Annotated in this window: 27 protein-coding genes and 1 pseudogene; 23 read left to right on the top strand and 5 right to left on the bottom strand. The window is 61.4% G+C overall.

Translation table 11 applies throughout. The features are described 5' to 3' along the window. Positions 1–194: 194 nt before the first annotated feature. Both fabG and fabD read right to left on the bottom strand, forming a co-directional pair. Positions 195–932 (bottom strand): 3-oxoacyl-[acyl-carrier-protein] reductase, encoded by a 738-nt coding sequence (fabG, locus tag B9A97_RS20350; RefSeq protein ID WP_084367650.1) that lies wholly within the window; start codon positions 930–932, stop codon positions 195–197. A 29-nt stretch (positions 933–961) separates the two neighbouring features. After that, positions 962–1,906, bottom strand: a complete 945-nt coding sequence (fabD, locus tag B9A97_RS20355; RefSeq protein WP_084367651.1) for an ACP S-malonyltransferase — start codon at positions 1,904–1,906, stop codon at positions 962–964. Positions 1,907–2,109: 203 nt separating this feature from the next. Between fabD and B9A97_RS20360 the strand changes: the two genes are divergently transcribed. The 9 genes from B9A97_RS20360 (at position 2,110) to B9A97_RS20395 (ending at position 10,460) form a co-directional block, all read left to right on the top strand. Next, complete coding sequence (locus tag B9A97_RS20360) at positions 2,110–3,153, top strand: aldo/keto reductase (protein WP_084367652.1); 1,044 nt, start codon at positions 2,110–2,112, stop codon at positions 3,151–3,153. 269 nt (positions 3,154–3,422) lie between these two features. Next, a complete protein-coding gene (locus B9A97_RS20365; RefSeq protein WP_084367653.1) occupies positions 3,423–4,310 on the top strand; it encodes a hypothetical protein in 888 nt (295 codons plus the stop codon). A gap of 254 nt (positions 4,311–4,564) precedes the next feature. Next, complete coding sequence (locus tag B9A97_RS29830; protein ID WP_179145349.1) at positions 4,565–4,738, top strand: hypothetical protein; 174 nt, start codon at positions 4,565–4,567, stop codon at positions 4,736–4,738. A gap of 183 nt (positions 4,739–4,921) precedes the next feature. Continuing rightward, on the top strand, positions 4,922–5,854 hold the full coding sequence (locus tag B9A97_RS20370) for a calcium/sodium antiporter (RefSeq protein ID WP_084367654.1): 933 nt from the start codon (positions 4,922–4,924) through the stop codon (positions 5,852–5,854). 311 nt (positions 5,855–6,165) lie between these two features. Next, the gene (gene rpsF, locus B9A97_RS20375; protein ID WP_084367655.1) at positions 6,166–6,624 is read left to right on the top strand and encodes a 30S ribosomal protein S6; all 459 of its coding nucleotides are present in this window, start codon (positions 6,166–6,168) and stop codon (positions 6,622–6,624) included. Positions 6,625–6,636: 12 nt separating this feature from the next. After that, on the top strand, positions 6,637–6,885 hold the full coding sequence (rpsR, locus tag B9A97_RS20380) for a 30S ribosomal protein S18 (protein ID WP_084367656.1): 249 nt from the start codon (positions 6,637–6,639) through the stop codon (positions 6,883–6,885). Between the two features lie 161 nt (positions 6,886–7,046). Further along, positions 7,047–8,030, top strand: a complete 984-nt coding sequence (locus tag B9A97_RS20385) for a DUF2232 domain-containing protein (protein ID WP_084367657.1) — start codon at positions 7,047–7,049, stop codon at positions 8,028–8,030. Positions 8,031–8,045: 15 nt separating this feature from the next. Then, positions 8,046–8,621 (top strand): 50S ribosomal protein L9, encoded by a 576-nt coding sequence (gene rplI / locus B9A97_RS20390; protein ID WP_084367658.1) that lies wholly within the window; start codon positions 8,046–8,048, stop codon positions 8,619–8,621. A 339-nt stretch (positions 8,622–8,960) separates the two neighbouring features. Continuing rightward, positions 8,961–10,460, top strand: a complete 1,500-nt coding sequence (locus B9A97_RS20395) for a replicative DNA helicase (protein WP_084367659.1) — start codon at positions 8,961–8,963, stop codon at positions 10,458–10,460. Positions 10,461–10,480: 20 nt separating this feature from the next. Here the strand turns inward: B9A97_RS20395 and B9A97_RS20400 are convergent, their stop codons facing one another. From B9A97_RS20400 to B9A97_RS20410, 3 genes are all read right to left on the bottom strand, one after another. After that, on the bottom strand, positions 10,481–10,783 hold the full coding sequence (locus B9A97_RS20400; RefSeq protein WP_084367660.1) for an AzlD family protein: 303 nt from the start codon (positions 10,781–10,783) through the stop codon (positions 10,481–10,483). Further along, positions 10,780–11,481, bottom strand: coding sequence for an AzlC family ABC transporter permease (locus tag B9A97_RS20405; RefSeq protein WP_084367661.1), 702 nt, complete (start codon positions 11,479–11,481; stop codon positions 10,780–10,782). Before B9A97_RS20405 ends, B9A97_RS20400 begins: the two co-directional genes overlap by 4 nt. A gap of 64 nt (positions 11,482–11,545) precedes the next feature. Beyond that, on the bottom strand, positions 11,546–12,409 hold the full coding sequence (locus B9A97_RS20410) for an AraC family transcriptional regulator (RefSeq protein ID WP_084367662.1): 864 nt from the start codon (positions 12,407–12,409) through the stop codon (positions 11,546–11,548). Between the two features lie 87 nt (positions 12,410–12,496). Between B9A97_RS20410 and alr the strand changes: the two genes are divergently transcribed. From alr to B9A97_RS20480, 14 genes and pseudogenes are all read left to right on the top strand, one after another. Continuing rightward, complete coding sequence (gene alr, locus B9A97_RS20415; protein ID WP_084367663.1) at positions 12,497–13,663, top strand: alanine racemase; 1,167 nt, start codon at positions 12,497–12,499, stop codon at positions 13,661–13,663. A 66-nt stretch (positions 13,664–13,729) separates the two neighbouring features. Then, positions 13,730–14,041 carry a type II toxin-antitoxin system ParD family antitoxin gene (locus B9A97_RS20420; protein WP_084367664.1) on the top strand — a complete coding sequence of 104 codons (312 nt, stop codon included), beginning with the start codon at positions 13,730–13,732 and terminating at the stop codon, positions 14,039–14,041. Further along, positions 13,980–14,288 (top strand): type II toxin-antitoxin system RelE/ParE family toxin, encoded by a 309-nt coding sequence (locus B9A97_RS20425; protein ID WP_244564297.1) that lies wholly within the window; start codon positions 13,980–13,982, stop codon positions 14,286–14,288. Before B9A97_RS20420 ends, B9A97_RS20425 begins: the two co-directional genes overlap by 62 nt. Beyond that, a complete protein-coding gene (radA, locus tag B9A97_RS20430; protein ID WP_084367665.1) occupies positions 14,289–15,689 on the top strand; it encodes a DNA repair protein RadA in 1,401 nt (466 codons plus the stop codon). Positions 15,690–15,785: 96 nt separating this feature from the next. Further along, the gene (locus B9A97_RS20435) at positions 15,786–16,373 is read left to right on the top strand and encodes a CvpA family protein (RefSeq protein ID WP_084367666.1); all 588 of its coding nucleotides are present in this window, start codon (positions 15,786–15,788) and stop codon (positions 16,371–16,373) included. Positions 16,374–16,500: 127 nt separating this feature from the next. Then, positions 16,501–17,991 (top strand): amidophosphoribosyltransferase, encoded by a 1,491-nt coding sequence (gene purF / locus B9A97_RS20440; protein WP_084367667.1) that lies wholly within the window; start codon positions 16,501–16,503, stop codon positions 17,989–17,991. 27 nt (positions 17,992–18,018) lie between these two features. Then, on the top strand, positions 18,019–18,675 hold the full coding sequence (locus B9A97_RS20445; RefSeq protein WP_084367668.1) for a DsbA family protein: 657 nt from the start codon (positions 18,019–18,021) through the stop codon (positions 18,673–18,675). Between the two features lie 18 nt (positions 18,676–18,693). Next, on the top strand, positions 18,694–19,446 hold the full coding sequence (locus B9A97_RS20450) for an SDR family NAD(P)-dependent oxidoreductase (protein WP_084367669.1): 753 nt from the start codon (positions 18,694–18,696) through the stop codon (positions 19,444–19,446). Positions 19,447–19,487: 41 nt separating this feature from the next. After that, positions 19,488–19,697, top strand: coding sequence for a hypothetical protein (locus B9A97_RS20455; RefSeq protein WP_084367670.1), 210 nt, complete (start codon positions 19,488–19,490; stop codon positions 19,695–19,697). A gap of 62 nt (positions 19,698–19,759) precedes the next feature. Beyond that, positions 19,760–20,644 carry a DMT family transporter gene (locus tag B9A97_RS20460; protein WP_084367671.1) on the top strand — a complete coding sequence of 295 codons (885 nt, stop codon included), beginning with the start codon at positions 19,760–19,762 and terminating at the stop codon, positions 20,642–20,644. 192 nt (positions 20,645–20,836) lie between these two features. Further along, positions 20,837–22,504: a cysteine--tRNA ligase gene (gene cysS, locus B9A97_RS20465; RefSeq protein WP_084367672.1), complete on the top strand. Its 1,668-nt coding sequence runs from the start codon at positions 20,837–20,839 to the stop codon at positions 22,502–22,504. Positions 22,505–22,518: 14 nt separating this feature from the next. Beyond that, positions 22,519–22,686: pseudogene (locus tag B9A97_RS20470) on the top strand (cysteine--tRNA ligase); the annotation flags it as partial. Beyond that, positions 22,668–22,856 (top strand): hypothetical protein, encoded by a 189-nt coding sequence (locus B9A97_RS20475; protein WP_084367674.1) that lies wholly within the window; start codon positions 22,668–22,670, stop codon positions 22,854–22,856. The pseudogene B9A97_RS20470 and the gene B9A97_RS20475, both read left to right, overlap by 19 nt. After that, positions 22,849–23,328, top strand: a complete 480-nt coding sequence (locus B9A97_RS20480; RefSeq protein ID WP_084367675.1) for a GFA family protein — start codon at positions 22,849–22,851, stop codon at positions 23,326–23,328. The genes B9A97_RS20475 and B9A97_RS20480 overlap by 8 nt, the downstream gene beginning before the upstream one ends. The last annotated feature ends 103 nt before the right edge of the window (positions 23,329–23,431 follow it).

The raw sequence follows: 23,431 nt of genomic DNA on the forward strand, positions 1-23,431 counted from the left end.
GCAAACCTTAGTTACCCGTACAGCTGCGACCCGACCATGCGAATGCATAACCGCCGCCTGTTTTGTCGGGACGACTGTTCACAGTCATGGCCCGCTTAACATGGTTTAGTGCCGTCGCAAAGCCTGAAAATCGGCGGCGGCGGCGCCCTCAACATGCAATTCCGCCGCCACAGTCCCCTGTGGCGGCGAAGGGATCAGATCATGGCCATGCCGCCGTTGACGTGAAGCGTCTGGCCGGTCATGTAGGCCGCCTCGTTGGAAGCGAGGTAGACGACGGCGGACGCAACCTCGGCGCCGGTGCCCATGCGCTTCATGGGGATAGCCCCCATGATCGCGTCCTTCTGCTTGTCGTTCAGCTTGCCGGTCATGGCGCTTTCGATGAAGCCGGGAGCCACGCAGTTGACCGTGACGTTACGCGTGGCGATCTCCTGGCCAAGTGACTTCGTAAAGCCGATCATGCCCGCCTTAGAGGCGCAGTAGTTGGCCTGCCCCGGATTGCCGGTGACGCCGACGACGGAGGTGATGTTGATGATGCGGCCAAAGCGGCGGCGCATCATCGGATGGGTCAGTTCCCGCGTCAGGCGGAAGACGGCGGTCAGATTGACCTCAAGCACCGCGTCCCAATCGGCATCGCTCATGCGAACGAACAGGCCGTCCTTGGTGATGCCGGCATTGTTGACCAGGATGTCGACGCCTTCCAGTTCAGCCTCGGCCTTCTCGCCAAGCGCCTTCACTTCGGCGCGGTCCGACAGGTTGGCCGGGAAGATCTTGACGCGATCACCAAGCTCGCCGGCCAGCGCCTCAAGCTTTTCGACGCGCGTGCCATGCAGGCCGACGATCGCGCCCTGGGCATGCAACTGACGGGCAATCTCCTCGCCAATGCCGCCGGTAGCGCCCGTCACCAAGGCCTTGCGGCCGCTCAGATCAAACATGGTTTCAATCCCTTTCGTTGATGGGCCGGTCAGCCGTTGAGGCTTGCAAGCGCGGCCTCGATATCGGCAGGGCCGTTGACGGCAATGCCGGTCACGCTCTTGTCGATGCGACGGGCCAGACCCGTCAGCACCTTGCCGGCTCCAATTTCATAAAGCGTGGTCACACTGTTGGCGGCAAACCACTCGACCGTCTCGCGCCAGCGAACCTGACCGGTCACCTGTTCCACAAGAAGAGCTGCGATCTCTTCGGCATTGCTGACGGGGGCGGCGCGCACATTGGCAATGACGGGGACCAGCGGGTCCTTCTTCTCCACCTTGGCCAGGGCTTCCCGCATGGCATCGGCGGCCGGACCCATAAGCGCCGAATGGAAGGGGGCCGAAACCGGCAGCATGATGGCGCGCTTGGCGCCTTTCTCTGTCGCAAGGGCGGCTGCCTTTTCCACAGCGGACTTGGCGCCCGAGATAACCAGCTGGCCACCGCCATTGTCATTGGCGATCTGGCAGGGGCCTTCAGAGGAGGCTGCAGCGCAGACCGCATCGACATCGCCGTGCTCAAGACCGATGATCGCGGCCATGGCGCCAGCGCCGACCGGCACCGCGGCCTGCATGGCATTGCCGCGGATGCGCAGAAGCCTGGCCGTATCGGCCAGCGTAAACATGCCGGCGGCACAGAGCGCCGAATATTCTCCGAGGGAATGGCCGGCCACATAGGAAACCTTGGCCTTCAGGTCGAGGCCACGCGCCTGCATGACCCGGATCGCGGCGATCGACACGGCCATCAGCGCGGGCTGGGCATTGGCGGTCAGGGTCAGGGTTTCCTCCGGGCCGTTCCACATGATGTCGGACAGCTTTTCGCCCAGCGCCTCGTCGACTTCATCGAAAACGGCACGCGCTTCAGAATAGGTATCGGCGAGCTCCTTGCCCATGCCGACTGCCTGGCTGCCCTGGCCCGGAAATGTAAATGCCACACCCATGGGATACCCTTCCCTATCGTTTTTTTCTTCCCATTCACGTTCTCGGTGAATGAGTCAAGGGCAAGACCGACTGTCCCGCATCTGTGAAAAACGGTGTGGATGACTTGCAGTCGATCAAATCGGACTTAGATTTGCGCGCGATCTTCCTCCCTCCATCGCAGCATCGGCTGCTTTATCACCAATAGAAGAGACCGGGGTATTCCATGAAGTACAACCAACTGGGGCGCACGGGCATGTCGGTGTCCGAGATCTGCCTGGGCACGATGACCTGGGGCAGTCAGAACAGCGAGGCCGATGCCTTCGAGCAGATGGATCACGCCGTGGAGCATGGCGTCAACTTCTTCGATACGGCAGAGCTTTATCCGACCACCCCGATCTCGCCGGAGACCTATGGCGATACCGAGCGGTTTATCGGCAACTGGTTGGCCCGCACCGGCAAACGCAAGGACATCATCCTGGCGACCAAGATCGCCGGACCCGGTCGTCCCTATATCCGCAACGGCAGCCCGATCACGGCGCAAAGCATCAAGACGGCCCTCGACGGCAGCCTGAGCCGGTTGAAGACCGATTATGTCGATCTCTACCAGATCCACTGGCCCAACCGCGGCCATTATCATTTCCGCCAGTCCTGGACCTATGACCCCAGCCGCCAGGACAAGGCCAAGGCGCAGGCCGACATCCTGGAAATCCTGGAAACGTTGAACGAGCTGGTGAAGGCGGGGAAAATCCGCGCCATCGGCCTCTCCAATGAAACCACCTGGGGCACGCAGAAGTATCTCACCCTGGCCGAGCAGAAGGGCCTGCCACGGGTGGCGTCCATCCAAAACGAATATAACCTGCTCTATCGCAGCCATGACCTCGACCTGGCGGAGCTATCCCATCACGAGGATGTCGGCCTGCTGGCCTATTCGCCACTCGCCGCCGGTCTGTTGTCGGGCAAATATCTCGATGGCCACAAGCCTGCCGGCTCCCGCGGTGCCATCAATGGCGATCTCGGCGGTCGCCTGCAGCCGCTGCAGGAGGCCGCGACGCGCGCTTATGTGGATCTCGCCCGTGAGCATGGGCTCGATCCCTCGCAGATGGCGCTTGCCTTCTGCCTGTCGCGTCCGTTCATGGCATCGGCCATCATCGGCGCAACGTCGATGGAGCAGTTGAAACTGAATATCGGCGCCGCCGATATTGCCCTGTCTGACGAGGTGCTACGCGGTATCGCAAAGATACACCGTCTCTACCCGATGCCGATCTGAGAAACCTGGCCCGCGCCTGGACAAGGTGCGGGCCAAACGCACCATGCGGCGCGCCGCAAGACGCCATTCGACCCGGTCCTCGCGACGATCGCGGACATTGCATCAAAAACGATTTAACCTCTTTAATCGCCGCTTACCGGATCTCGCGATCGTAGTGGCGCAACAGGTGCGTCGCGCGTAGGGTGAGCCCATGAGATCCGGCATGATGGCGGACAAGGCTTCAAGCGGCGCGCAATGACTGCGAAGGCGCGTTTTCCACCGGATGGACGATGGCCAGCATCAACGCCTTCTACCGCAATTCAAGCGCCTCGACATATGCATCGCAGCTGTTCAGCGGTGCCAAGACGCAAGCCCCGACAGGCACTTCACGCGATACGGCCACTCCGACCTATGTGCCTGGTGCCAGTGCCGCCGAAAAGGCAATCTCCCGGATCATCGAGATCCTGGCGCTGGGCGGCGGAGATAGCGAGGATGCCGCCAGTGTGGACGAGAGTTTCGGCCATATCACGGCTGCACGGGGCACCAAGAACGACGACAAGCTGACGCTGGCCGGACGTACGGTGAGCAATGTGTCGGCCGATGCGGGCGATGACACGGTGACGGTCAAGACGACCTCGGCGTCATCCATAGATGGAGGCGATGGGGCAGACCAGATCAAGCTGGCCGCCCGCTTCATCAGCGATATCACCGGTGGCAAGGGTGACGACACCATCGAGATGTCAGGCGAGTCGATCCTGACGGTCGATGGCGGCGCCGGCAACGACACGCTCAAGGTCGCGGCGACGACGGCGCTCGGCGTTGGTGGCGGCGAAGGCGATGACAATCTCTATCTCGAAGGCAAGCGTCTGTCCGCATCAGGTGGCACCGGCAACGACACTGTGACCTTCAACATCAAGGACAATGGCACAGCCGAATATGCCTTTGCCAAGGGCGATGGCAAGGACACAATCGCCAGCGATGGTCCGCTGAACATCAAGCTGACGGGCTACATGCCGTCCGACGTCACCGTGACGGCCAGCGACAACAAGCTGATGCTGACCTTCAAGGGCTCGGAAGACAAGATCACTATGGATTTTGCCAAGGGCTCGCTTGGTGTGGCCAAGCCGGACTATACCTTCGCACTGGACAAGGGCGCCTTGCTGCTGAAGATAGCCTGATACTGCTCCTCTGCGCACGCTGGCGCCCGTTCGTCGCCGCCGACCAAGGCGGCGGAGTGCGACTGCGTGAATAGGCCTATTGCCCCTTCACGTTCCACCGGTCCGAATGCTTGCCGCCTCCGGCAAAGCTGTGAAAACAATAATATCGATTGAAACATCGCGGCGCAAATCTCCACATATTGCGTCGCAACAATACGTGGAATAGTGCGTTTAGGGACAGTTTTTCAACCCTGGTTCTTCTTGAGGAGAGATAGATGACCACGGCATTTCCCATGCGCGGCGACGACGCCAAGACCAAGCTGCTGAGCCACCTGGCGCAGTATAACCTCATCCCGCCGCAGAACTGCGTGATCACCTTCCACGAACTCCACGCAATCGTGTCCTCCCAGCACTCCACGGCGCTGGGATCGGCGCGGACGGCCTGGTAACGAGCGATTGATCCGGTTCTGCCAGCGCGCCACTGGCTGGCAGAACCTTTCGTCGGCTGAGCGTGCGTATCGTCAACGAAATTTTGAACAGCAGTGATCTATCAATCCACCTGAAGCGTCCCGACTTTAAGCAGGAAAAAATCGGGTTAACGGGCTCAGCGGGCCTCAACAACGGGGATTCTCTTGGATTACATTCTGGTGGCCGGCGGTCTCGTGGGACTTTACTTCGGGGCGGAATGGCTTTTGCGCGGCGCCATCGCGCTCGCACAGAAATTGGCGCTTCCCACATTGATCGTATCACTTGTCATCGTCGGCTTTGGCACGTCCATGCCGGAACTGCTCGTGTCAGTGCGTGCCGCATTGTCTGGGTCGTCGGACATTGCGCTCGGTAACGTGGTGGGATCGAACACCGCCAACATCCTGCTGATCATCGGAGCTTGCGCGATGATCTTTCCGATCACCCACTGGGACAAGAGCGTCAAGCGCGACACATATGTGATGATCGCGGCCGCCGTGGTGCTGCTTGGCCTTGTCCAGCTGCCCGAGATTGGACGGCTGGCGGGAATTGCCATGGTTGCAGGCATTTTTGCCTACCTAGCTTACGCCTACATGCAAGGGAAGGGTAGTGTCGAAGCGACCGAAGATGCCGACGTAAAGCATGAGACCCTGAGTGGCGCCATGATGGCGGGCCTGATTCTCGGCGGTTTGGTCACCTTGTTCATTGGCGCGGAACTGCTTGTGCGCGGCGCGACCAGCCTTGCCCGAGATTTCGGTGTGTCCGAAGCGGTCATCGGCCTGACCGTGGTTGCGGTGGGAACCTCGCTGCCAGAACTCGCAACCGGCATCATGTCGGCCTTGCGCAAGCATTCCGACATCATGATCGGCAACATCGTCGGATCGAACATCTTCAACATCCTGTTCATCCTTGGCATAACCGCAGTCATTCAGCCGATCACAGTCGACCCGCGCTTCGGCAGTTTCGACGTGCCGGTCATGGTGGCAGTGACGATCGGCTTCGCTGTTTTGCTGCTGGCGCATCTCGGCATCCGAAGGCTGACGGCAGCTGCCATGCTGGTGGCCTATGTTGGTTACACCTTCGCCCTCGTCCAGGTGTAGGAACGGCCTTACGGCATCAACCCAATCAGCGGGACCGCATGGCACAAAATGCCGTGCGGCCCTTGCCTTCCCGGGGAAAATGCGTATAAGCGCGGCTGTTCACAACGCCCGGTCTTATGGCTGGTGGCTGAACGGAGGGCTGGCTTTCTTGAAAAGCCGCAGGGACCGCAGGGTTTCCGGCCTCCCGTGTCTCCGCTCTCGACCGTCTCGATACAACAGCTTTTCTTGCCTTGGTTCATCCAAACAGGAGCAGTCGTTGAGGCTTAGCGCCGTGCCCGGGTAATGACAACAGCAAGAAAGGCAAAGCTATCATGGCTCTTTACGAACATGTATTCCTTGCCCGGCAGGATATGTCCGCACAGCAGGTGGACGCGCTTGTAGAACAGTACAAGGGTGTCCTCGAAGCGAATGGCGGCAAGGTCGGGCGCGTAGAAAACTGGGGCTTGAAGTCCCTCACCTACCGCATCAAGAAGAACCGCAAGGCTCACTACGCTCTCATGGACATCGACGCTCCGGCGGCTGCCGTTCATGAAATGGAGCGCCAGATGCGCATCAACGAAGACATCCTTCGTTACATGACCATCGCTGTGGAAGCCCACGAAGAAGGTCCGTCTGCAATGATGCAGAAGCGCGACCGTGACGACCGTCCGCGTCGTGATGGCGACGACCGTCCGCCGCGCCGCGAGTTCGGTGACCGTCCGCCGCGCCGTGACGGCGACTTCCAGCGGGCCCCGCGCCCGGACCGCGCTCCGCGCGAAGACCGGATCTGAGGAGAATAGACCATGGCTGAAGTTTCTTCCGCTCCCGCACGCCGCCCGTTCCACCGTCGCCGCAAGACCTGCCCCTTCTCGGGCGCAAACGCTCCGCGGATCGACTACAAGGACGTTCGCCTCCTGCAGCGCTACATTTCCGAGCGTGGCAAGATCGTTCCTTCGCGCATCACTGCCGTTTCGCAGAAGAAGCAGCGCGAACTGGCACAGGCCATCAAGCGCGCCCGCTTCCTGGGCCTGCTGCCCTACGTTCTGTCCTGATTGCTTTCGAACCGGCGGCTTCGGCCGCCGGTTTCTGACATCCCCCTTCCGCGTTGGGCGCGGATCGGTTCTCTAAAACATGCGCATTTCCAGTGAATGCCCACAAAACCCATGTTGGGGATCGGATGATCCTCTAACTGCTCGATAGCAGGACAGCGAACGTGAAACAAATGAACGCGAAATTGCTGCTGACCGGCATCTTGGCTGGTATCACCTCAGCGCTCCTGGCGCTGGGTGCGAGCGTTCAGCCATCCTTTGCCTTCATGCTCTACGCCGCGTCAGCTCTTCCCGTTCTGATCGCTGGCATGGGCTGGGGAAACATCACGGCCATCGTGGCGATCGGCACGGCGGCGGTGGTCGGCGCTGTCGGGGTATCTCCCGCCTTTGCCGGAACGCTGGCGATCTTCACGCTGCTGCCGGCTGGCTGGATCAGCCATCTTGCCAATCTTGCGCGTCCGGCCAAGGAATTGGGCGGCCCGGACGGGCTGATGGCCTGGTATCCGCTGTCCGACATCCTGTTTCATCTGTGCTGCGTCATTTCGATTGCCGTCATCATCCTCGGCGCAATTATCGGCTACGGCCCTGAATTCGTCGAGCAGTACATCAAGATCATCACCGAATCGCTGAGCCAGCAGCAGCCGACCCCGGCGATCGACATGGCGGTGCTGGAAGAATCGGCGCGCATGATGCTCACCATGCTGCCGATCGTTCAGGGCGGCATGTGGGTGATCATGCTGTTCTCGGCCTATTATTTTGCCACGCGCATCGTATCGGCATCCGGCCATGCGCTTCGCCCGCGCGAGGACATGCCGTCTGCGCTGCGCATGAACCGCAATTCGGTCTTCGTTTTTCTCGGCGCGATCCTGCTTGCCTTTGCCGGCGGCGTGCCGGGGCTGATTGGCGCAGTCGTCTGCGGCACCTTCGGCGCGGGTTTCCTGCTGGCCGGGTTTGCATCGCTGCACCTGCGCTCGCGCGGCAAGGACTGGCGGCTGCCGGCGCTGATCCTCGCTTACATCTCCTGCATCTTCCTGTTGCCGGCGATGATCGTTCTCATCCTCGGTATCGCCGACACAAGGCGGACCGTTGCCCTGACACCGGCGGCCGGCAAGGCTGCCCCACCCAATGACAAACAAGACCAGAACTGAAAGGACGTAACGACAATGCAAGTCATTCTTCTCGAACGCATCGCCAAGCTCGGCCAGATGGGCGAAACCGTCAAGGTTCGCGACGGCTTTGCCCGTAACTACCTGCTGCCGCTCGGCAAGGCACTGCGCGCCAACGAAGCCAACAAGAAGCGCTTCGAATCCGAGCGTGCGACGCTCGAAGCCCGCAACCTCGAGCGCAAGTCGGAAGCCCAGAAGGTTGCCGACGCCCTGGAAGGCAAGTCCTTCATCGTCGTGCGTTCGGCTGGCGAAACCGGCCAGCTCTACGGTTCGGTCGCTGCTCGTGACGTGGCCGAGATCCTGGCTGCCGAAGGCTTCAACGTCGGCCGCAACCAGGTCGAGCTGAACACCCCGATCAAGGCCATCGGCCTGCACAAGGTCACGCTGCACCTGCATGCCGAAGTTGAACTCGCCATCGAATTGAACGTTGCCCGTTCGTCCGAAGAAGCAGAGCGCCAGGCCAAGGGTGAAAACCTCACCTCCGCCGAAGCCATCTACGGCGTTGACGAAGACGCCCTTCGTCCGGAAGACTTCTTCGATCCGGACGCAGACCGCGACCTCGAAGACGAATAAGACTCAAGGGATTCCTATCCCAGAGGACAACGCCCGGAGCAATCCGGGCGTTTTTCGTTTGCGGGATGGCGATCAGGTGAGTCGGGACCGCCGCGATGAATCCTGTCCCGGATTCAACGCCTTGTCGGCGATGTCTCATGAGCGGCTTCCGACTTGGCGCCGACCGCAACTGTCAAATGATTTTGTTGAATTCAGCCACATTGGCAGGCTATCGGATATTCAGCCTGTGAATCACTGTGTGAATCACGTCTGCCGCTGGCCTTGCGTGGTAGCAGGCGCCAACCTGTGGCATCTGGCACGGACGAATTGCCAAGGCTATAATTGATTGGAAAAGACCAGATGAGCGATGCATTGCGAAAGATTGCTCCGGCGAAGCCGGCGGCAGACACCCTTTACCGCGAGGCGCCGAACAATATTGAGGCCGAGCAGGCCCTGCTGGGCGCCATTCTCGTCAACAACGACGCCTATTACCGCGTTTCCGACTTCCTGAAGCCGGCGCATCTCTATGAACCGCTGCATCGGAAGATCTTCGAGGTCGCCTCCGACATCATCCGCATGGGCAAGACGGCCAATCCCGTCACCATCAAGAACTTCCTGCCGGCCGATGCCAAGGTCGGCGAAATGACCGTGCCGCAATACCTAGCGCGCCTTGCCGCCGAGGCCGTTTCGATCATCAATGCCGAGGATTACGGTCGTGCGATCTATGATCTGGCGCTGCGCCGTGCGCTGATCCAGATTGGCGAGGACGTCGTCAATATTGCTTATGACGCGCCGCTCGACATGCCGCCGCAGGCGCAGATCGAGGATACCGAACGCCGGCTGTTCGAACTGGCCGAAAACGGCCGCTACGATGGCGGCTTCCAGTCGTTCAACGATGCCGTGGCGCTGGCCATCGACATGGCGGGTGCGGCCTTCGAGCGTGATGGCCACCTCTCCGGCATCTCGACGGGCATCCACTCGCTCGATTCGAAGATGGGTGGCCTGCAGCGCTCCGACTTGATCGTGCTCGCCGGACGCCCGGGTATGGGTAAGACCTCGCTTGCGACGAACATCGCTTATAACATCGCCGCTGCCTATGAGCCGGAGGTGATGCCTGATGGTTCGTTCAAGGCCAAGAATGGCGGCGTGGTCGGCTTCTACTCACTCGAAATGTCGTCCGAACAGCTCGCCACCCGTATCATTTCCGAGCAGACCGAAGTCTCCTCCTCCAAGATCCGCCGTGGTGACATCACAGAGGCTGATTTCGAGAAGCTGGTGGCCTGCAGCCAGATGATGCAGAAGGTGCCGCTCTATATCGACCAGACCGGTGGTATCTCGATTGCCCAGCTGTCTGCCCGCGCCCGCCGGCTGAAGCGCCAGCGCGGTCTCGACGTGCTGGTGGTCGACTACGTGCAGCTGATGACCGGATCCGGCAAGGGCGGCGAAAACCGCGTGCAGGAAATCACCCAGATTACGACGGGCCTGAAGGCGCTGGGTAAGGAACTCAACGTCCCGATCATCGCGCTGTCGCAGCTGTCGCGTGCGGTCGAAAGCCGTGACGACAAGCGTCCGCAACTATCCGACCTTCGCGAATCCGGTTCGATCGAGCAGGACGCCGACGTGGTGCTTTTCGTGTTCCGCGAGGAATATTACGTCAAGAACTCCGAGCCACGCGATCCCGCCGATCCGAAATATCCGGAATGGGAAGCGCTGATGGACAAGGTCAAGGGCACGGCAGACGTGATCATCGCCAAGCAGCGCCACGGACCGACGGGCACGGTCAAGCTCGCCTTCCAGGCCGAGTTTACCCGTTTCGCCGACCTGGCCGATCCGAGCTTCACCCAATACGAAGAACCTTGAGGCCAAGGGTTTCTAGGCCCTCAGAAGCCCAGGGCACGCAGTGAGGCGACAACAACGACGCCCGCTGCCGCCGCCGGCAAGAGCGATAGCCGCACGGACGCGAGCGCCACGACGGCGCAGCCAGTCGTCTCCGCCCAGCCGGTGGCGAGCGCGGTCGGCGTCACCACCGCCATCAGAACGGCAGGCGGCACCGCCTGCAACGCCTTTTCCAGGCGCGGCGACAAGCCCAGGCGATTGATGAGCAAGGCACCCGACAGACGGGTGAAGACGGTCGCGGCCATCATCGCCAGGATGGCGGCAAGGGTTGCCGGATCGATCGTCATGCGCGGACCTCCTTCCGCTCCGGAGCTGCAACGGCGACGACAAGTCCCGCAAGCGCGCCGGCGGCGATATACCACGCACCAGCCACGAGGCTGTGGACCGAAAGCGAGGCAACGGCGCTGGCCAGCAGGATCAGGCCGGTCTCCCTGCCCTTCCAGAAGCCCATCAGCAGCACGATGAACACGGCGGGAAAGGCGAAATCCAGACCGTAGACGGCGACATCGCCAAGCAGCGTTCCGAACAGTGCCCCGCCAAGGCTGGCCAGCACCCAGCTGGCATAGAAGGGGAGCGAAAGCCCGAAATAGAACGCCGGCGTGAGAGGCACCTTGCGGGCCCGCGCCTCCGCCATCGCCCAGTTTTCATCCGCCATGATCAGCAGGGCCGGCAGCTTCTGCCATGACCGAAAGCCGCCAAGGCTTCGTGCAAGGGATGCCCCCATCAGCATGTGCCTGAGATTGACGAGAAGGGCGGCAAAGCCGAGGGCGCTCCAGGCGGCGGGATGGCTCCATAGGTCCATGGCCACGAATTGCGAGCCGCCGGCAAATACGAGCGCGCTCATCAGCACCGTTTCCAGAGGTGAGAGCCCGTTGCCGGTCGCGACCGTGCCGAAGACGAAACCGATCGGCAGGACAGCGAGCACCAGCGGTAGAATGGCGCGAATGCCGTCCTGAAATTCGCGCAGATCATTATATGATGTCATGAATGCCTCCTTGATGTCGGAGGCATTAGCCTTGCCTAAGCGCTTCGGTCTTGAAGGAAAGTGATCAGGCGGCGCGGAACACGGCGGGCGTCAGGCCGGTGCGGGCCTTGAACTGGCGCGTCATATGCGCCTGGTCGGCAAACCCGCAGGCCGCCGCCGTATCGGAGGGCGTTGCGCCCAGGCGCAGCAGATGCCGGGCGTGGCGGATGCGCATATCCGTCTGGAAGGCGTGGGGCGTGATGAAATATTCCCGGCGGAAGGCGCGGATCATATGGGCGCGGCTGAGGCCTGCAACCCTCGCCAGCGCCTCAAGTCCAATGTCTTCATCGAAATGCGCGCAGATATAGTCGCGCACTCGTCGCATCGCGAGCGGCTCCCGATGGTCGGGTGCGCGGATGATCTCGCTGCCATGGCGCGCAAACATGGTGGCGAGCACGCAATACATGCTCTCCTCGCCAGCTAGATCAGCGGGTTCACCGCTTTCGATGCGATCATGGGCGCGAATGAAGGCGCTTGCCAGGTCAGGATCGGTCAGCAACTGCCGGCCGAAATGCGGCGTTCCGTTGAAGGACCGGCCGGTGACATCCTCGATGATATCGGTCAGCACCTGCGTCTCGGGATAGATCATCCGGTAGCGATAGCCATCGGGTGCACCGGGCTGGCCGTCATGCACCTCGCCCGGATTGATGAGGTAGAGCGCGCCGGGGCCGGTATGTTCGCGCGTGCCGCGGATACTGGCCAGCTGGCACCCCGTTTCGATCGCGCCGATGGAAAAGGTATCGTGTGAATGCGGCGCGAATTCATGGGTGATGAAGGACGCCGTCAGACATTCCATCTGGCGGAAGCGCGCATCCCGCCAGAAGCGGGTGCGCTCCTTGCGCGATACCGGATTGGCCTCAGCCGCCTGTTGCTGCGAAACACTGTGCATAGCAGCATATTATCGAGCCGCCGCATTTTCGTCTTGAAGAAAAGTGCTAGGGTCCTGGCAATATCGATCAACCAAGCGCCCTAGTACATGACAGACCGTTTTACCATCCTCGACGCGCCGGACGAGTTCTTGTCCGCCCCGCTTCGCCTCACCATCGACCTTGGCGCCATCGCCGACAACTGGCGCGACATGGCCCGCCGGTCGGGACGCGCGCGGGCATCCGCCGTGCTCAAGGCTGACGCCTATGGATTGGGCATCGAGGATGTCGGGCAAACGCTCTATCGCGCCGGTGCCCGCGACTTCTTCGTCGCCGTGCCTGCCGAAGGCGCGACGCTGAGGCCCTATGCGCCGGAAGCCCGCATTTTCGTGCTCTCGGGCATCTGGCCGGGACAGGAAGAGACCTTCTTCAACAACGACCTGGTGCCGGTGATCGCCTCGGAGGAGCAGCTTGCCTTCTGGATGGCGGTATTGACCGAACGCGGCCCCTACCCTTGCGCTGTGCATGTCGATACCGGCTTCAACCGCCTCGGTCTGCCGCTCGCCGCCGCGCTGGAACTGACCGACGATGTGTCGCAGCCGACGAGTTTCGATCCGGTGCTGGTCATGAGCCATCTTGCCTGTGGCGACACCCCGACCTCTCCGATGAACAAGGCGCAGCTTGAGAAATTCCTGATGGTCAGCGCCGCCTTCGAGGGTGTTGAGGCGAGCCTATCGGCCTCCGCCGGTATCTTTCTCGGATCCGACTACCACTTCGACCTCACGCGCCCTGGTATCGCGCTCTATGGCGGCGAGGCGGTGAACGGCGCCAAGAACCCGATGCGTGAGGTGGTTAAGGCCGAAGCGCGAATCCTGCAGATCCGCGATGCCAAGGCCGGCGAAAGCGTCAGCTACGGCGCCGCCCATGTGTTTTCCCGCGACAGCCGCCTCGCGGTGGCAAGCGTCGGTTATGCCGACGGCTATCTGCGCAATCTCTCCGGCGCGGGCATCCCGCTGCGGCAGACCGGGATATTAGGCGCGAGCGGCGTGATCGCAGGCCGGCCTGTTCCGGTGCTTGGCCGGGTCACTATGGACCTCACCATCTTCGACGTGACAGACTTGCCCGACCATGCCGTTCGCGCCGGTGACTATGTCGAGCTGTTCGGTCCGGCGATGCAGGTGGACGATGTGGCGCGGGCTGCCGGCACGATTGGCTACGAGATGCTGACCGGACTGGGGTTGCGGTATGAGCGGCTGTATCTTTCTTCTGTCGATTAGCACGGTGGATGGACTTGGAAAGCCGCCGTAACCTGTGCTAAAGAAGAACAAAAGGAGATCGCCGCCATGAACATCCAACTGAGTTCTGAGGATATGACCTTCGTTGAGAATTTGGTTGAAGCGGGTGTCTACAAAAATGTGGATGAAGTGGTGGCAACGGCTCTGCGCCTTCTCGGCAGCAATGAAGGCAAGTTTGTCGAGCTTCAGCGTCTCATTCAGGAGGGAGTGGACGACATTGAGGCCGGACGCGTCCTGGAATTTGATAGCGCAGACCAGTTGACTGCGCATATCCTTGAGATGGCCGAGGAGCAGAAGAATGCGAAAGCGCCGGTTGGTGATCTCGCTAAAGGCACTAAACGATCTGCTCGCAATTCATAATTATATCTCCGATTTCAATCCAGCCGCTGCCAAAAAAATGCTGCGCAGCATCAATGAGAAGTTGGACTGGATGGCTAAATCCGGCGCTATCGGCGCGCCAAGGCCGTTTGCTCCAGGCCTAAAGGCCGTGCCCTTCCGCAACTACTGCATTTATTTCGTGGTTAGCGAAACGACGATGACAGTTTTGCGCATTCGTCATGGCCGGCAAAATGTGACTCCTGACGACTTCACCGAAAGCGAAGACTGAATGGCCAAGGCCAAGACGCAATTCATCTGCCAGAACTGTGGCACCGTCCACAGCCGCTGGGCCGGCAAATGTGACGGCTGCGGCGAATGGAACACCATCGTCGAGGAAGACCCGATGGGCGGGATCGGGTCGGGTCCCGGCAAGGTGCCGAAAAAGGGGCGGCCCGTCACGCTGACATCGCTTTCCGGAGAGATCGAGGAAGCCCCGCGCATCCCCACCGGCATGAGCGAACTGGACCGGGCGACCGGCGGCGGGTTCGTGCGCGGCTCGGCCGTGCTGATCGGCGGCGACCCAGGCATCGGCAAATCGACGCTGCTGATGCAGGCGGCGGCTGCCCTGTCGCGCAAGGGCAATCGCGTCATCTACGTGTCAGGCGAAGAGGCGGTCGCCCAGGTGCGGCTGCGCGCCCAGCGGCTGGATGCGGCTCAGACCGACGTGTTGCTGGCGGCCGAAACCAATGTCGAGGACATCCTTGCGACCATCTCGGAAGGCAAGCGGCCCGACCTCGTGATCATCGATTCCATCCAGACCCTGTGGAGCGATACGGCCGATTCGGCGCCCGGCACGGTCACGCAGGTGCGGACCGGCGTGCAGGCCATGATCCGCTTTGCAAAGCAGACCGGTGCCACCATGGTGCTGGTCGGCCATGTGACCAAGGACGGCCAGATCGCCGGCCCGCGCGTGGTGGAGCATATGGTGGATGCCGTGCTCTATTTTGAAGGTGATCGCGGCCACCATTACCGTATCCTGCGCACCGTGAAGAACCGCTTCGGGCCGACCGATGAAATAGGCGTGTTCGAAATGTCGGACAAAGGGCTGCGGGAGGTCGCCAACCCCTCCGAACTCTTTCTTGGGGAGCGCAACGAAAAGGCGCCGGGCGCTGCCGTCTTTGCCGGCATGGAGGGCACGCGACCCGTCCTGGTCGAGGTGCAGGCGCTGGTTGCGCCAACCTCGCTCGGCACGCCGCGCCGGGCCGTAGTCGGCTGGGACTCCGCACGGCTTTCGATGATCCTCGCTGTGCTGGAGGCCCATTGCGGCGTCAGGCTCGGCAGCCATGACGTCTATCTCAACATCGCCGGCGGCTATCGCATCTCCGAGCCGGCCGCCGATATGGCTGTTGCATCGGCCCTTGTTTCATCCCTGGCCGGGCTTGCCCTGCCGGCCGATTGCGTCTATTTCGGCGAAGTCAGCCTGTCGGGTGCCGTCCGGCCGGTTGCGCACACGGCCCAGCGTCTCAAGGAAGCCGAGAAACTGGGGTTTTCAGCAGCGGTCCTGCCCGCGGCCTCGCCCGATCTGCCGAAAAGCGCGGGGCGGCTCAGCGAGATCGACAGCCTGCCTGATCTCGTGGCGCGCATCGCCGGTTCGAAGTTGCGCAACACCCGTGGGGAGGACGAGGGTTGACGCTTTCACAGCGTCTCACTGTCGTGTAAGAGGATGACGCCCCGGCCGGGTGGTGCAAATGCGGCCGATGACGGCCTAGTCTTGGAGTTGCAATTTATGCCCATTACGATTTTCGACGGTATCGTCATCGGCGTCGTGCTTTTTTCGGCGGTGCTGGCGATGGTGCGCGGCTTTTCGAGAGAGGTTCTTTCGATCGCGAGCTGGGCAGGTGCCGTTGCGGCAGCATATTATCTTCATCCCTTTCTCGTTCCCTATATCAAGACCTACACGACAGATGACCGCATCGCGATGGCTGGTGCCGCCGGCATCATCTTCATCATCGCGCTGATTGTGATTTCCTTTATCACCACGCGTATTGCAGACTTCATCATCGACAGCCGCATCGGCGCGCTGGACCGCACGCTCGGCTTTCTGTTCGGAGCCGCGCGCGGCCTGCTGCTGCTGGTGGTGGCGGTCGCCTTCTGGAACTGGCTGATCGATGCCAAGCATCGTCCCGACTGGGTGAACGAGGCAAAGTCGAAGCCGTTCCTGGACGCGATGGTACTTAAGCTGGAAGCCGTGCTGCCCACTGATATCGAGCCGCAGATCCGGGCTCGCATCCTGGGCGCCGACAAGCAGGACACGCCGGCGGAGCAGGCACCGGCCGAAGACGCACCGGCGGCACCTCCTGCGGCTAACAATTGACGCAATGCGGCATTAGCCGCACGGCAGAGATTCATGAACATGCAGGCATGCCTTGGCGGAGCGCCCGCCAAGTCCCCGCAAGGGGCCTTTATCCCGTTCATTCGGTAGCGACCAAGGGTTTGAAGCCATGATCCAGAGCCATTCCATCCGCATCTCGGACGAGATCGACGGCGACACCCTGCATGAGGAATGCGGGGTGTTCGGCATTTTGGGGCACCCCGATGCCGCGACATTGACGGCGCTCGGGCTGCACGCGCTGCAACACCGCGGCCAGGAAGCCGCCGGCATCGTCTCCTTCGACGGCAAGCAGTTCCACACGGAAAAGCACATGGGCCTGGTTGGCGATCACTACACCAACCCCGCGACGCTCGCGAAACTGCCGGGTCATATCGGCATCGGCCACACCCGCTATTCCACGACCGGCGAAGTGGCGCTGCGCAACGTGCAGCCGCTGTTTGCCGAGCTGGAGGAAGGCGGCATCGCCATTGCCCATAACGGCAACTTCACCAATGGTCTGACCCTGCGGCGCCAGATAATCGCCACCGGCGCGATCTGTCAGTCGACGTCCGATACCGAAGTCGTGCTGCACCTCATCGCCCGCTCCCGCCATGCCTCCACGTCCGACCGCTTCATCGACGCGATCCGCCAGATGGAAGGCGGTTATTCGATGCTGGCGATGACGCGCACGAAGCTGATTGCCGCGCGCGACCCGATCGGCATCCGTCCGCTGGTCATGGGCGAGTTGGATGGCAAGCCGATCTTCTGTTCGGAGACCTGTGCGCTGGATATCATCGGCGCCAAGTTCGTGCGCGATGTGGAAAACGGCGAAGTGATCATCTGCGAGATCCAGCCCGATGGATCGATTTCGATCGATGCCCGCAAGCCGGCCAAGCGCCAGCCGGAACGGCTCTGCCTGTTCGAATATGTCTATTTTGCCCGTCCGGACTCGGTCGTCGGAGGTCGCAATGTCTACCAGACCCGCAAGGCCATGGGCATGAACCTGGCAAACGAAGCGCCGTGTGACGGCGATGTCGTCGTGCCGGTGCCGGATGGCGGCACGCCTGCGGCGCTGGGTTATGCCCAGGCCAGCGGCATTCCCTTCGAATACGGCATCATCCGCAACCATTATGTCGGCCGCACCTTTATCGAGCCGACGCAGCAAATCCGGGCTTTCGGCGTCAAGCTCAAGCATTCGGCCAATCGCGCGATGATCGAGGGCAAGCGCGTGATCCTCGTCGACGATTCCATCGTGCGCGGCACCACCTCGGTCAAGATCATCCAGATGATCCGCGATGCCGGCGCCAAGGAAGTGCATATCCGGGTGGCGAGCCCGATGATCTTCCATCCCGACTTCTACGGCATCGATACGCCTGACGCCGACAAGCTGCTGGCCAATCAATATGCCGATGAAAAGGCGATGGCCAAGTATATTGGCGCCGATTCGCTCGCCTTCCTGTCGATCGACGGGCTCTATCGCGCCGTGGGTGGCAGCCCGCGCAACAACGACAGTCCGCAGTTCACCGACCACTACTTCACCGGCGACTATCCGACCCGCCTCCTCGACAAGGAGGGCGAGAAGATGGGCCGAAAGGTGTCGATGCTGGCGTCGAACGGCTGACCATAGGGTGGACCGGCCAGGGAAAGCATGATGTTTCTGCCGGTTATCAGCTACACGCTCTACCATTCCTCGAATTCCTATATCGGCACCGCATTGCTGCGCCGGGCGCTGAGGCGTTTCGACAGCGTTGAACTGGTGCGCCGCCCCATCCTGGTGCCGCGCTCAATGGGCGTGAGGGTCATCGACATGCTCGATGGCAAGGACAACCGCAACGCGGCATCCTATGGGCTGGAAGACGACCGGCGGTGGTCGGAGCGCTATCGCATTCCCTTCAAGCCACTGGATGCGGGGACCTTCAACGAGTGGGCGCGGCGCTGGGCGACCGCCAAGTTCGAGCGGGAGGAGCTTGCCGCCCGCGCCTTCTATGCCGCCGAGCCTGCCGGGCGCGATGCGCTTGATGACGCGCTGTTCGAGGCCGTTTGGGTGGAGGGTCTCGATGTCAATGAGGAAAGCACGATCCGCTGGGCCGCCACCCGCGCCGAACTCGATCCGGACCGGCTGTGGATCAGCATCAATGATGGAGCCGGCGCCGTGGAAGCCTGGGCGGCCGTTGAGGATTTTCTGGCCGCCGAATGCCCTGGCGTGCCGACCGTGATGATCCGCGGCGAACGCTTTTTCGGCAAGGACCGGGTTGATTGGATTTTCAACCGATGTAAGGAACTCACGGCGGACGGCAAGGAATAGCCGCCGAAGGAGACTTGAATGACATCAGACGCCACCCCAGACCTCAAGGGCCGGATCGCGCTCGTCACCGGTGCCTCGCGCGGCATCGGCTATTTCACGGCGCTGGAACTGGCCAAGGCTGGCGCGCATGTTATCGCCTGCGCCCGCAGCGTCGGCGGTCTCGAGGAACTGGACGACGCGATCAAGGCGGCCGGCGGATCGGCCACGCTCGTGCCTTTCGATCTTGCCGACATGGGCGCCATCGACAAGCTGGGCGGCTCCATTCACGAACGCTGGGGCAAGCTCGACATCCTCGTGGCCAATGCCGGGGTGCTTGGCGTGATCTCTCCCGTCGGCCATATCGAGGCGAAGGTCTTCGAAAAGGTCATGACGATCAACGTCACCGCCACTTGGCGCCTGATCCGTTCGGTGGAGCCGCTGCTCACCAAGTCCGACCAGGGCCGCGCGCTCATTCTCTCCTCGGGTGCGGCGCATAAGTGCCGGCCCTTCTGGGGCGCCTACTCCGCCTCCAAGGCCGCCGTCGAAGCGCTGGCCCGCACCTGGGCAGCGGAAACTCAGCGCCTGCCCCTGCGGGTCGTCTCCATCGATCCCGGCGCCACCCGCACCGCCATGCGGGCGCAGGCCATGCCGGGCGAGGATCCGGAGACCCTGCCCCATCCGTCCGAAGTCGCCAGGACGTTGTTGCCGCTTTGCGGGCCTGACCTCACCGAGACGGGCAAGCTGTTCATCGTCCGCGAAAACCGTCTTCTGGACTACCGGCTGCCGGAGTGAGACCATGACGAGGCGTGACCGCGTCATGGGCGGATATCTCCATGGCCACTAACCTCTCCGAAGAACAGCAGGAGCAGGCCGAAGCCACAGCAAATCTTGTTGCCTCAGCGATGGTCCGTCTGCGGCGGGAGCATGGCGAGGCAGCCGTGATGGAGGCAATGCGGCTGATCAGCACCGCCTTCGCCACCGATGAACGCCGCCAGGCCATCGCCAAGGCGCTCGGCACCAGGCCAGATAGCGCTTCGGAATAGAATTGACGCTTGCCGAGGCGAGGATTAGGCAGGCGCATTCCTTTCCTTGATCTGGTTTCTCCATGCATCCCCGTGACATCATCGGCTATCTGTTCCTGGCACTGGCATGGGGGCTTTCCTTCCTGTTGCTCTTGAAGGTCGTCCATGCCTTCGGCTGGATGGGTGCCGTCACCTTCCGCTGCTTCATCGCAGGGCTGTTGCTGTTGATCGCGGCCAAGCTCACCCGCCGCCGGCTGGATTTTTCCGCAGGGCTCTGGCCGTTCGTCGTGGTCGGCGCCACAACGGTTGCCGGGCAATTGATCGGGCTCTCCTATTCCACGCCGCTGATCGGAACCGCCATGGCGGCGATCTTCGTTGCGACCATCCCGCTGTTTTCGATGATCATCGGCCAGGTCTGGGGTATCGAGCGGATCACGCCGATCCGGGTTGCGGGATTGCTGATCGGCACGCTGGGTATCGTGATGCTGGTCGGATTTCCCGCCGTGCCCATCGACCGCAGCTTCGTTTTGGGCTGTGCCGGCATGCTGTTTTCGACCTTTTCCGCAGCCTTCGGCAGCAATTATGCCAGCCGGCATTTGCGCAGCTCAGGCGCCTGGGAGCAGACGATCGGCGCCTTTCTCTCCGGCGGGCTGATGACCCTGCCTTTGGTGCTTCTCGTGCCGGTGCCTGGCGCGCCGCAGCCGATCGATTATGTTTATCTCGTCGCACTGGCGGGCCTTATGAGTTCGCTCACCTATGTGGTCTATTTCGGCCTTGTTGCCCGCATAGGCCCGACGCGCGCCATCAGCGTGGAATTTGCGGTGACGATCGTGGCGGTGCTGGTGGGGGGACTGGTGCTCGACGAACCGCTGACGGCGATGCAGCTTGCCGGTGCCGTCGTCATCATGGCCGGTTGCGCGCTGGTCCTCGGCTTGGTGCCGGGCGCACGGCGGCGTGCAACAAGCTGATGGCCGGAGGCCACAGCCCCTTGACCAAATCAGCACCCCGCGCCATAAAGCGCGTCATGAAAACGACGATCTGCATCTGCGGGATTATTATTCGCTAGCGTCAGCGCTGGCCCGGCCGTTTTCGTCTCCTGAACAGTCCAAGATGACAAACGCCCCGGTCCAGCCGGGCAATTCTGTTTCTGGGAGACTTTCATGGCCGGCGGCCTCAAGCTTTACAATACATTGACGCGCGAGAAGGTGGATTTCGAGCCGATCGACGCCACGAATGTGCGCCTGTATGTCTGCGGTCCCACCGTCTATGACTTCGCCCATATCGGCAATGCCCGGCCGGTCATCGTGTTCGACGTGCTCTATCGGCTGCTGCGGCATGTCTATGGCGAGGCGCATGTGACCTATGTCCGCAACATCACCGACGTGGACGACAAGATCAATGCCCGGGCGCTCCGCGACTTTCCCGATCTGCCGCTGAATGAGGCGATCCGCGCCGTCACGGAGAAGACCGAGAGCCAGTTTCATTCCGATGTCGCCCGCCTCGGCTGCCTGAAGCCCAACGTCGAGCCCCGCGCCACCGACAACATCGAGCAGATGAAAGAGATCATCATCAGGCTGATCGACAAGGGCCATGCCTATGTCGCGGCGGGCGAAGTGCTGTTCGATACCAGGTCGATGCCGGACTATGGCCAGTTGTCCAAGCGCAATCTCGACGAACAGCAGGCGGGCGCCCGCGTCGCCGTCGATGCGCACAAGAAGAACCCTGGCGACTTCGTGCTGTGGAAGCTCTCCTCGGATAACGAACCGGGCTGGGAGAGCCCCTGGGGCCGCGGGCGTCCGGGCTGGCATATAGAATGCTCGGCTATGGCCGACCGCTATCTCTGGGAAGAGATCAAGGACAGTCTCACACCGCGCGGCAAGACCCGTCCGCACCAGTTCGACATCCATGGCGGCGGTCTCGACCTGATCTTCCCGCACCACGAAAACGAGATCGCGCAATCCTGCTGCGCCAACGGCACCAACGTGATGGCCAATGTGTGGATGCACAATGGCTTCGTTCAGGTCGAGGGCCGCAAGATGTCGAAGTCTGACGGCAATTTCGTCACCATCAACGAGTTGCTTGCGACAGAGAAATTCGGCGGGCCGTGGCACGGGGCCGTGCTCAGATTGGCCATGTTGAGTTCTCACTACAGAGAACCAATAGATTTTACTTTATCAGGGCTTGAATTGGCTTTGAAGACCCTCCGCCGCTGGCTGGATGCTGCCCGTTCTCTGGGGGGCTACAGCATGAGTACGAATGGTCACTATCTTTATGAAATAAGAGAACATTTTTCGATTGGTGACAAGGTTGTTGAAGCCCTTCTAGATGACCTAAACACACCCGCAGCGATCGCAGCAATTGAGGATTGTTACAAGCAGGCAAAGGCTGGGTCTAAAAACGCGGCTATAGAACTTCTTACGACCTTAGACACTCTTGGGTTCGTAACCCCAGATAACATCGATGCGATCAGCGGACTATTGTCGGGAGATCGCATTGCTGAACTGGGATCGAAAGGAATCGCTAAGCTAAGGACGCTGCAAACGCTCCAGGCCAACAAGGCCATGGTGGCTGCTTCGTCAATAATGTCTGAATTTGAGGATCAGGGAATTTATGTTCGGTTTGAGAAGGGCGGCGTAGTTTCAATCGACGGGGACGGTAGTGACTGGCTTACCAGCCAGATTGAAGCCCGCCTTACTATGATTAAGAACAAGAACTGGACTGAGGCGGATCGTATCCGCGACCAATTACTTAGCAAGGGCATCCAACTCAAAGACGGCAAAGACCCCATAACTGGTGAGCGCACCACAACTTGGGAGCTCAAGCGGTGACAGACGACCTCTCCGCGGCCGTTCAGGCCTTGGTCGATATGCGGCTCGAGATGCTGAAGGCGAAGAATTTTGCCGAGGCCGACAAGATCCGCGACGACCTTGCGGCCAAGGGCATCCAGCTGAAGGACGGCAAGGACAAGGAAACCGGCGAACGGGTGACGACATGGGACGTGAAGCGGTAAGCGCGGAGATCATCGTCAAGATCGAGAATATCGACGGGGAGAGAGTGGTCAACATTCCCGAGCAGTTCGGGTTTGATTGCGATCAAGCTATTCTGCGTTACGACGGGCGCAAAATGGTCCTTGAACCGTTGCCGAACCGAGACGATGCAAAGGACGCGCCCAATGACTAACCCCATCCACACCGGTGGCTGCCAGTGCGGTGCCGTGCGTTATCGCGTCACCGGGGCACTCACCGACAGTTCCATCTGTCATTGCCGGATGTGCCAGAAGGCGTTTGGCGCTTATTATGCGCCGTTGGTCTCAACCCGCGGGGCGGAACTGGTGTGGACGCGCGGCGCGCCTAAGACATTCAGGTCGTCCAACTTCGTCTTGCGCGGGTTCTGCGGGGAGTGCGGCACGCCGCTGACCTATGAGGCGCCTGACGGCATTGCCATTTCCGCTGGCAGTTTCGATGATCCCGCTGCCCTGCCGCCGGTCGTGCAGTTTGGCGTCGAGGGCAAAATCGGCTTTGTCGACCACCTGCATGTATTGCCGGAGCGGCGGACGGAGGAGGATGCGGAGTCTGCGCCTTTCGTGCTGGAGATCACCTCTTACCAGCATCCGGACCACGATACGGACCGTTGGCCGGAGGCTAAGCCATGACCGACAGGAAGCCCCAAGTACAGATGCCGAAATGGCTGCTCTATGGCCTGATTGCCAAGGGTGTTGTCGTGGCTCTGGTGATTGCCGGCGTCGTCCTTTACGT

It is taken from the genome of Rhizobium sp. RU36D, from assembly GCF_900176345.1.
GTDB lineage: Bacteria > Pseudomonadota > Alphaproteobacteria > Rhizobiales > Rhizobiaceae > Allorhizobium.

Coding starts and splice junctions, on each gene's coding strand:
- B9A97_RS20445 (WP_084367668.1), top strand. CDS start 18,019: ATGATGTTTCTGCCGGTTATCAGCTACACGCTCTACCATTCCTCGAAT.
- alr (WP_084367663.1), top strand. CDS start 12,497: ATGACAGACCGTTTTACCATCCTCGACGCGCCGGACGAGTTCTTGTCC.
- B9A97_RS20455 (WP_084367670.1), top strand. CDS start 19,488: ATGGCCACTAACCTCTCCGAAGAACAGCAGGAGCAGGCCGAAGCCACA.
- B9A97_RS20460 (WP_084367671.1), top strand. CDS start 19,760: ATGCATCCCCGTGACATCATCGGCTATCTGTTCCTGGCACTGGCATGG.
- B9A97_RS20435 (WP_084367666.1), top strand. CDS start 15,786: ATGCCCATTACGATTTTCGACGGTATCGTCATCGGCGTCGTGCTTTTT.
- rpsF (WP_084367655.1), top strand. CDS start 6,166: ATGGCTCTTTACGAACATGTATTCCTTGCCCGGCAGGATATGTCCGCA.
- cysS (WP_084367672.1), top strand. CDS start 20,837: ATGGCCGGCGGCCTCAAGCTTTACAATACATTGACGCGCGAGAAGGTG.
- B9A97_RS20450 (WP_084367669.1), top strand. CDS start 18,694: ATGACATCAGACGCCACCCCAGACCTCAAGGGCCGGATCGCGCTCGTC.
- B9A97_RS20425 (WP_244564297.1), top strand. CDS start 13,980: ATGCGAAAGCGCCGGTTGGTGATCTCGCTAAAGGCACTAAACGATCTG.
- B9A97_RS20365 (WP_084367653.1), top strand. CDS start 3,423: ATGGCCAGCATCAACGCCTTCTACCGCAATTCAAGCGCCTCGACATAT.
- purF (WP_084367667.1), top strand. CDS start 16,501: ATGATCCAGAGCCATTCCATCCGCATCTCGGACGAGATCGACGGCGAC.
- B9A97_RS20410 (WP_084367662.1), bottom strand. CDS start 12,409: ATGCACAGTGTTTCGCAGCAACAGGCGGCTGAGGCCAATCCGGTATCG.
- B9A97_RS20420 (WP_084367664.1), top strand. CDS start 13,730: ATGAACATCCAACTGAGTTCTGAGGATATGACCTTCGTTGAGAATTTG.
- fabG (WP_084367650.1), bottom strand. CDS start 932: ATGTTTGATCTGAGCGGCCGCAAGGCCTTGGTGACGGGCGCTACCGGC.
- fabD (WP_084367651.1), bottom strand. CDS start 1,906: ATGGGTGTGGCATTTACATTTCCGGGCCAGGGCAGCCAGGCAGTCGGC.
- B9A97_RS29830 (WP_179145349.1), top strand. CDS start 4,565: ATGACCACGGCATTTCCCATGCGCGGCGACGACGCCAAGACCAAGCTG.
- B9A97_RS20400 (WP_084367660.1), bottom strand. CDS start 10,783: ATGACGATCGATCCGGCAACCCTTGCCGCCATCCTGGCGATGATGGCC.
- B9A97_RS20405 (WP_084367661.1), bottom strand. CDS start 11,481: ATGACATCATATAATGATCTGCGCGAATTTCAGGACGGCATTCGCGCC.
- B9A97_RS20475 (WP_084367674.1), top strand. CDS start 22,668: ATGGGACGTGAAGCGGTAAGCGCGGAGATCATCGTCAAGATCGAGAAT.
- B9A97_RS20395 (WP_084367659.1), top strand. CDS start 8,961: ATGAGCGATGCATTGCGAAAGATTGCTCCGGCGAAGCCGGCGGCAGAC.
- rplI (WP_084367658.1), top strand. CDS start 8,046: ATGCAAGTCATTCTTCTCGAACGCATCGCCAAGCTCGGCCAGATGGGC.
- rpsR (WP_084367656.1), top strand. CDS start 6,637: ATGGCTGAAGTTTCTTCCGCTCCCGCACGCCGCCCGTTCCACCGTCGC.
- B9A97_RS20480 (WP_084367675.1), top strand. CDS start 22,849: ATGACTAACCCCATCCACACCGGTGGCTGCCAGTGCGGTGCCGTGCGT.
- B9A97_RS20360 (WP_084367652.1), top strand. CDS start 2,110: ATGAAGTACAACCAACTGGGGCGCACGGGCATGTCGGTGTCCGAGATC.
- radA (WP_084367665.1), top strand. CDS start 14,289: ATGGCCAAGGCCAAGACGCAATTCATCTGCCAGAACTGTGGCACCGTC.